We start from the raw sequence: 7461 nt of genomic DNA on the forward strand, positions 1-7461 counted from the left end.
CGTCAGGAAGCGGAACAGTTCTATTGGCACGTACTTTATTTCTTGCACTCCGGGATGGTACCACGTCGATCCCGGCTGCAAGCAGACCGGGCTACGCTCCGAACCGAGACCGTACATGCTCTCATCGTGAAGAACAACAATCGATTTTAGGGGGAAGTCTTGCAAGATACCCCCACTGACGTTACGGCCTCATAGAAGAAGATTCTAATTCTTCCTGACTTGCTGTTGCTTGTTCTTCAGCTTCTTTTTGTTTCAAGAGTGCCGCTTCTCTTCCCTTCACTCGTGCAGCCAGTTCTTCTACCGGAAGTCCCGTAGTATTAGGGCAGGTTCCAAGAGTTCCCGTCTCTTTAAGCTCTTTCAATAATGCTGTGGTAGAAATGCCTTTGGTATAAGGAAGCGTTTCGAAATCACATACTTTCATGATTTGTCCGTAACATTTTTCAATATCAGCTTCTTTGAAATCGTTACCATGGAACATGGTGTTCAAGCGATACTTTCCAGGAAGTTCAGGATCAAGATCAACAGGAGAATTGGGAACTATCTGATACGATATCTTCACATCAGGATAATTTTCTTGCATTTCCTTAAGCAATTCTTTCATGGCTAAATCAACGGCATAACATCTCTCGTCAAGATTCATATAAGGTTGACGCTTGTAATTTTTAACGTCCTGCCCGTCACCACATACTCCAATATGAAGAACAATATCTTTTCCCTGATATTTCTCAATGGCACGTAGCAGAGCATTTCTCAAGATGTTGATATGGCCAAAATGGAACATATCAAAAATGCCATCCACCCAAATACATCTTTGGTCAGGATTGTGCCTGCGGTTCGTATCGTCAGCGGGGTTAAATACTCTTACTTTATACATATCGAGTTCCTTTTTTCATTATAAACTTCATTATCAAAATCAGTTGAGACAGGGGTTTCATTTCGCATGAAACGCGGCAATGGATTAGCAGTTACCGTAGAATAAGCGTTACGTAGTTCAAAAAAAGCACCTTTATAATCCCAATTACGTGCGAGTTGGTATGATTTGCGCAATTCAACAGAAGCATCTGCATAGGATTTATGAGGTAATAAAAGTGTTTTATATTCTAAAGCGGTAGGACCATAACAACGTTTTAAATATTCTAACATTGCCCCACGTTCAATACCCCAGACAGTGGTAGGGCCAAAGGGATATATTGTAGGTTCAGTGCCCCACTCTTTCGGAGTAAGATAATCACCGGGTGATTGCGCTGACATTTCAAGCTTGCCATAGGTGAAAATTTCTTTATTACCCAGGGTTCTTCTGACAGCAGGGAAGATATCAATAAATGGATCACCAATATCAGGCTCAGCGTCAGGATTATTTACCTTTATAGCTTCATCTGAGAAAAACTTTTTAGGACTGTCTTCATAAAAACACTGCCATCCTCCCGTAACAGCCTTCCTTCTCACCTGTATTCCGGTTTCTGCAGTGAAAGTACCCTCCTCAAATAATTTCTCCATCTTTTCGACGTCATCAGGATGGACTAAATAATCTTCATCGTCATCATTAAGAATGATTCCGCCATCTCTAAAAGCACCTAATGCAGTACCAGAACACATTCTGTGATCGATACCGTGCTTGATAAAGAATGCTTTTAACCCATCTCCCATAGCATAAACACGGGCAGCTTCATCCCGGTTTAAACGTGCTTTATGAGGATCAGCAGCTATAGTTAAATACTTTTCTGCTGCCTCTTTTGGGCTATAGCTTAAAGCCATATAAGTCCCCATGAACAAAGCCTGCACACTGCGCCATAATTCCGATCCATAGACTATGGATGTTTGCATATTACCGTATACCAATTTACCTTCTTTTGCGGATTGAATAAGGCAATCCAAAGCACCGCACAGACCAGTAGTGAATATGGTTGCCATGCTTAAGCCCGCAGAAAATGGGATGGCAGCGCCATACACATAACGCCAACGAGATGTTTCATTGTCTCTTATTAAGCGATTCAGTTTATAACTCGCGCTTCTGCCAGCCCCATCTATTTTAGGGTAGGTATCCTGAAAAAACTTTTCTAATCCCATAACAGCATTTCCTATATTAAATAATGAAGGTTTCTATATAAAAGATGATTCGATGTCAAGCAGCTACAGTGGGTTGAGCAAGACGCAGATTCACACTGTAAAATGCACCTGACATCTGTCATCATTTTTATCTTTTGGAAGTATTAAAATACAACCTGAACATCATAGTTTAATAAAAGAACAGGATTTACCGTAGAATATACGGTAAGTGGTTATTTGTAGTCTGTAGCTTTGTTAAAACAGGCTTTTATATCTCAAGACCTTAAAACGGCTTACCATAAAAAGCGATGAATTCTGTAGAATCAATTGCATGCATTTTTATAGCTTTCTTGATTTCTTTAGTACTCGCATTTACCCTGCGTTTCAGACGCGTGTCTAAGGCATAAAGCTGAAAATGGTAGGCATAAGGGCCGCCCTTGGTACATGGGCCGCGGTAGTTTTTAGTTCCCCAACTATTACGTCCACGTTCAACCCCTGCAGGAAGAGTGACAGCCTCGGGAAATCCTGTAAATCGCGTGGGAATATTAAACACTATCCAATTAACCCAGAACTGGCCAGACTCGTTAATTCTCTCGACAATCAAAGCGTAAGATTTGGTGTTTTTATTCGTATCGGTCCAATTGAATGGCGGAGAATAATTATCGCCATTACAGGTAAATTGCACTGGTATGACACCATTAGGTGTTATAGAAGAACTTCTCAGCATTAAATGATTAGCAAAACCATCAATCGCCAAAATGGAGATTAGAGCGAACAACCCGACTCTGATTTTATTTTTAATCATTTTAAATTACCAGGAAAATATAAGCTGGCACATTATAGTTATAATAAAGCCGAATTGAAATAAAGTGCGTATATTGTGAAATTTCTTATGTAAATAACAGATCAATACAATATCATTTTGAACCTATATTGATCATATTTATCGCTTGGCTCCTGTCATTCCCGCGCAGGCGGGAATCCATTTTTCAAAGTGGCACCTCACTTTGTCTGTCAGATGGATCCCCGCCTGCGCGGGGACGACACAGTTTGGATTTGTGATGAGCAAAATATGCGTTTGCCCTGATGTAATCCAGGATTCAGCTTTAGTTAATCAAACAAGACTGATAGAATATTTTCGCTTTAATTTTGTAAACTTCAATAAAATAAGGAAATATTATGAAGCGAAATATGTTCTATTTTGCATGTTCAGCACTTCTTCTGTTGACTGCAAACAGTTATGCAGTCAGTGGTAATGCTATCCCCAAATGCAAATCATCTCTGAGTCTGAGCCAAGCCTGTAAAGGAAATAGTGCTGCCCAAAAAAAACGGAAGAAAGTGGTTGCACGATTGTATTCTTCATTGCTCGGTACCATGCCACAACAAGTGATGAGTCATACCCCTGAAGGGGAAAAACTGGTTAAATCAATATTTGAAACAAACACCGCAGTGACGCTCAAAGGTCGAGTGACTCCAGTGGGAAAATACGACGGCATTTTAGGTGCTGAAGAATATTTCTGGGGACTGGCCTTAAGTGTTTTCAGCAAGGCGACTAATGCCACAGTGAAATCGCTGATAGCCAGTGATGATAAAGTTGCGGTCGAAGTCAATATTGATTTCTGTCTGGCAGGCAAAGATTGTTCTCATATGACCTCTCCCTATGGTGAAGTGAAAGATGAGAATGGACAATTGATTGCTTATACGTTGACCCAAACAGGACTTTATACCTTTAACAAAAAAGATCATATCATCAAATATGATTTAAACATTCTGAACATGGGCGCGATTGCACCTCCTTTACCTAAAGAGGCCATTTGTGCTTATTTGATTCTGCCACCAGAATACAGCCAGATTCCCAATAGCGGACACTGCTCGCATTTCTGGAATAGACAAAATCAATATCCTGAAGGCTATAACTATGTTGGTGGGCAAGATATGTTTTCAGCCTACAATAACTGTCTTCAATTCATGGATACCGTCCCTGTAGGTACCTGGTACCGTGCCAATTCAAATTCACATGTATGCCGACAACTGCATATGATTTTGACTCCTTACCGTGATATGCACTGCGGTCACTCAGGCCCCAAAGGTCTGGATGTACATCCTATTCTGGATAGTAATGGTAATCCAGTTCTCGATGCGGACGGCTACCCAACCTATCATGAAATGGATGGCAAGTGTGTTGATTTCAGTTACGGAACTTATTACACCGAAGGGTTTTAAACGTAGGAGACGGTCCCATTAAGTTAAGCGATACTCCACCGTACCGCGGCTTGTCCGCGGTATCCAGAGATCTAAGTTCGGAGTGAAATTCCTGGATCCCGCGGACAAGCCGCGGGACGGCGGAACTCCTTAACTTAATAGCAGTAGGTCCGGGACGGACTTCAACAACAAATACTCAATTTGTATTAAACGTAGCATTTCAAATAGGTTTCGTCCCGGAGCGTTCCAATTGCTGCATCAAGGCTACAACTGCTCTTTTCTTAAATTGTGTTTCAAACTCTATATTTAATTTACTTATTGATCTATATTGGCAAAGTTTTGATTGAATAGCAAAAGGATGAGCACTTATGTTTGATAACCCTGAAGATCAGAATTCCAATTTACTCAATAACGCTTATTGGTATTTATTCGCCCTGTGTAGTTTGATGGCGATGGCCTATGCTCTGACTCGATATCTTGAGCGGAAGAATCCATTCGACTATGAACACCGTTCCACTCGTGCCATTGTAGGATTGATTCGCATGTTTATGTTGACCCTGCATACCAATTCACAAGAACTGGCTATACCGGAAGACACTTCTATAATAGCTGTAGGCCCACATAGATCAGGTGCGGATGCACTGGCATTGAGTGTGAACATGAAGGGTAAGCCTTTACGATTTTGGGCAACGGATCACTATGACAAGATACCGGTGGTTGGCCCGTTCATGAGAACCTTTAAAACCATACCTGTTAAAGAAAATACTAATAGAACCGCAGAAAGAACTGCCAATTCAGATGCTATAGAATCAGCCGTGAAGGTAGTCAATGAAAACGGTCGTTTCGCCGTGTTTCCACAAGGCAATATTTGTTATGCCGGTCAAGACTCTCCCATGATATATAATGGAACAGCCATAGTTGCGATCCGTACTCAAAAACCCATTGTTGTCCTTAGATTGGATGGCATGTCGAGTATCGCACCAGGATTGATTCCTGCATTTATAAAAAACAGTACTTATTACCGGATTTTTGGTACTTTGCTGGTACCAAACGACATTCGTACTACAGTGTGTTATACCATTGACTGTCATTTAAAAGAGCCAGTTTCTAATTTACCTGAAAAAGAACAGTTGAGACACATCAATGCTACCTTGTATGCCTTCTTCCGTCATATCAAAGACTTGACTCCAACGCAAATTGAGGAAATCAAAAAAGACATCAATGATGGAACGCATCTTCAAATCTGGGATAAGCGTGACGAGATGAATACCTGCCAGCGCCAATTAAAGGTTCTCAGAGCTGAGAGTAAAAAACTGGAAGATGAAGATTCTGCAAAGCTCTTTGGCGCTGTTGCATTAAGACCGTGATTTCGTTTATTACTTCAACGTTGCTTGTAGCCGGGAGCGGTACCACAATTAAGCTTCCTCATCCCGGTTGCAAGCAAACCGGGCTACTTTGACTAAATCAGTCTCTGTGTCACAACAAAAATTCCGCTTCCTCACGGTCGCGGCTCGGTTTTCGTGCTTTCGTATTGACTTCATCGTGCACCGGAAACCGAGCCGCGACCGTCAGGAAGCGGAACAGTTATACCACACAATTAAGCTTCCTCATCCCGGTTGCGAGCAGGCCGGGCTACTTTGATTCTGCCTCTCATTTCGATCCCCATTTCATCACCGCCTATACGCTTCATTCTTGAATTCTAAGTTGACTTTAAGAGCAGCAAGATCAATAATTACACACCAATTACCCGAGGAACATTATGAAACTTAGAATCAACGCTTTTTTACTACCCATTTGCGTTTTAGGTATGCTGACAACATCTGGAGCTTTTGCTGATGCTGTTGAGCAAGATGTGACTATTGTTGGCTCCATCAAACACACTTTAAATCCATCGCATATTCCCTCATATGCCAATCCGGATGTTGCCGCTCGGGGCAAAGTAATTCAATTACTAAAAGTTGAATTATCTGATGAAGAAAAAGCGCTGCTCAAAAGTCGTGCGAATGATGCATCCAAGGGCCTGCGGTCTTTTAAAGCTGCTGCTACCTCAGAATTTCCAACGAAGATCCAATTAGGTATGAAAGGCGTTCCTGTACTGGATCAAGGCATGCATGGAACCTGTGTGACCTTTGCTGTAACCGGTGCCTTAGATGCTGAGATGAACAAAGGTGATTATGTTAGCCAGGTCTGTAACTTACAATTAGGTACTTATCTGGAAAATCATGGTTATGGATATAGCGGCTGGAATGGCAGTTTTGCAGCCGATGTCGTTAACCAAATCGAACAATACGGTATTGTAAACAAGAAAAAACAAAAGAAAAAAGGATGTGGTGGTTTAACCGAATATCCTGCTTATTCAACCCACAAATCAAGTTCTTATATGGATCCAGAGCAATTCAAATCAATGAGTGAATTGGTTTTTGGTAAAGAATTAAGTTGGCTTAATGTTTATAATAAAAAAGACCCGAAAATTACTTTAAATGAAGTAAAAAGAGCAATCAATCAACAAAATCGCCTGACTTTTGGTGTCCTGCTTCCGCGCGTTGATTTGGGAGAAGCCGGAGCTGTTGGGAAGCATAATACCTGGCTTTATAAAGACACTTGGGTGCTCACACCGGAAATATTAAAAGGCGTAGATAGTGTAGAAGCAGGCCATGAAATGATCATCACCGGATACGATGATCATGCTGTTGCGGTAGATAATCATGGGGTAAAACACAAAGGGTTGTTAACCTTACGTAACTCATGGAGCACTGCCGTTGGTGATAACGGCGAGTTCTACATGTCTTATGATTATTTCAAATTGCTGGCAATTGAGGTCACTCAATTCTCGCCTTATTCTGCTCAATAATCTGCACTCATAAAAACACGCCCTCCTCAAGGAAACGAAAGAGTGTTCGTTTTAAACGTACACTCTTTCGTGCAAAAAATAAGTACGTGCAAGGATAACTGTTCCGCTTCCTGACGGTCATTGCTTTATACACAAATAATTCCAAATAGAATAATATCGACCCATTTGAAGAAAAGCGTGGATATTAGTTATGGAAATGTCAGAAGATTGGGTTGAAAAAGAAGTAGAGGATGAAGATTTTGGAGATAAGCGATTAAATAAGCGTTTTAAGAAATTGCTCGGGAGTTTATTTAAATCGCCGGATAAAAGCATATCGGGCTCATGCAAGGGCTGGGATGAAACGATGGGAGCCTATCGTTTTA

The 7461-nt window shown here is 41.3% G+C and carries 7 protein-coding genes; 4 read left to right on the forward strand and 3 right to left on the reverse strand.

Features of this window, described 5'->3' with window-relative positions:
• Nucleotides 1–181: 181 nt before the first annotated feature.
• From B094_RS0108300 to B094_RS0108310, 3 genes are all read right to left on the reverse strand, one after another.
• A complete protein-coding gene (locus B094_RS0108300) occupies nt 182–874 on the reverse strand; it encodes an adenylyltransferase/cytidyltransferase family protein (RefSeq protein WP_018577344.1) in 693 nt (230 codons plus the stop codon).
• Complete coding sequence (locus B094_RS0108305) at nt 862–2067, reverse strand: LicD family protein (protein ID WP_018577345.1); 1206 nt, start codon at nt 2065–2067, stop codon at nt 862–864. Before B094_RS0108305 ends, B094_RS0108300 begins: the two co-directional genes overlap by 13 nt.
• A 262-nt stretch (nt 2068–2329) precedes the next feature.
• A complete protein-coding gene (locus tag B094_RS0108310) occupies nt 2330–2851 on the reverse strand; it encodes a YbhB/YbcL family Raf kinase inhibitor-like protein (protein ID WP_018577346.1) in 522 nt (173 codons plus the stop codon).
• A gap of 374 nt (nt 2852–3225) precedes the next feature.
• Here B094_RS0108310 and B094_RS0108315 point away from each other — a divergent pair, with 374 nt between their 5' ends.
• The 4 genes from B094_RS0108315 to B094_RS16900 all read left to right on the forward strand — a co-directional run.
• Nucleotides 3226–4269: a hypothetical protein gene (locus B094_RS0108315; RefSeq protein ID WP_018577347.1), complete on the forward strand. Its 1044-nt coding sequence runs from the start codon at nt 3226–3228 to the stop codon at nt 4267–4269.
• A gap of 347 nt (nt 4270–4616) precedes the next feature.
• Nucleotides 4617–5615: a lysophospholipid acyltransferase family protein gene (locus B094_RS15950; RefSeq protein WP_018577348.1), complete on the forward strand. Its 999-nt coding sequence runs from the start codon at nt 4617–4619 to the stop codon at nt 5613–5615.
• Nucleotides 5616–6007: 392 nt separating this feature from the next.
• Nucleotides 6008–7099: a C1 family peptidase gene (locus B094_RS0108325; protein WP_018577349.1), complete on the forward strand. Its 1092-nt coding sequence runs from the start codon at nt 6008–6010 to the stop codon at nt 7097–7099.
• 196 nt (nt 7100–7295) lie between these two features.
• Nucleotides 7296–7461 (forward strand): IS4/Tn5 family transposase DNA-binding protein (locus tag B094_RS16900; protein ID WP_248619523.1); only part of this gene is annotated, 166 nt, incomplete at its 3' end.

Origin of the sequence: Legionella shakespearei DSM 23087 (genome assembly GCF_000373765.1) — a bacterium.
Classification (GTDB): domain Bacteria; phylum Pseudomonadota; class Gammaproteobacteria; order Legionellales; family Legionellaceae; genus Legionella; species Legionella shakespearei.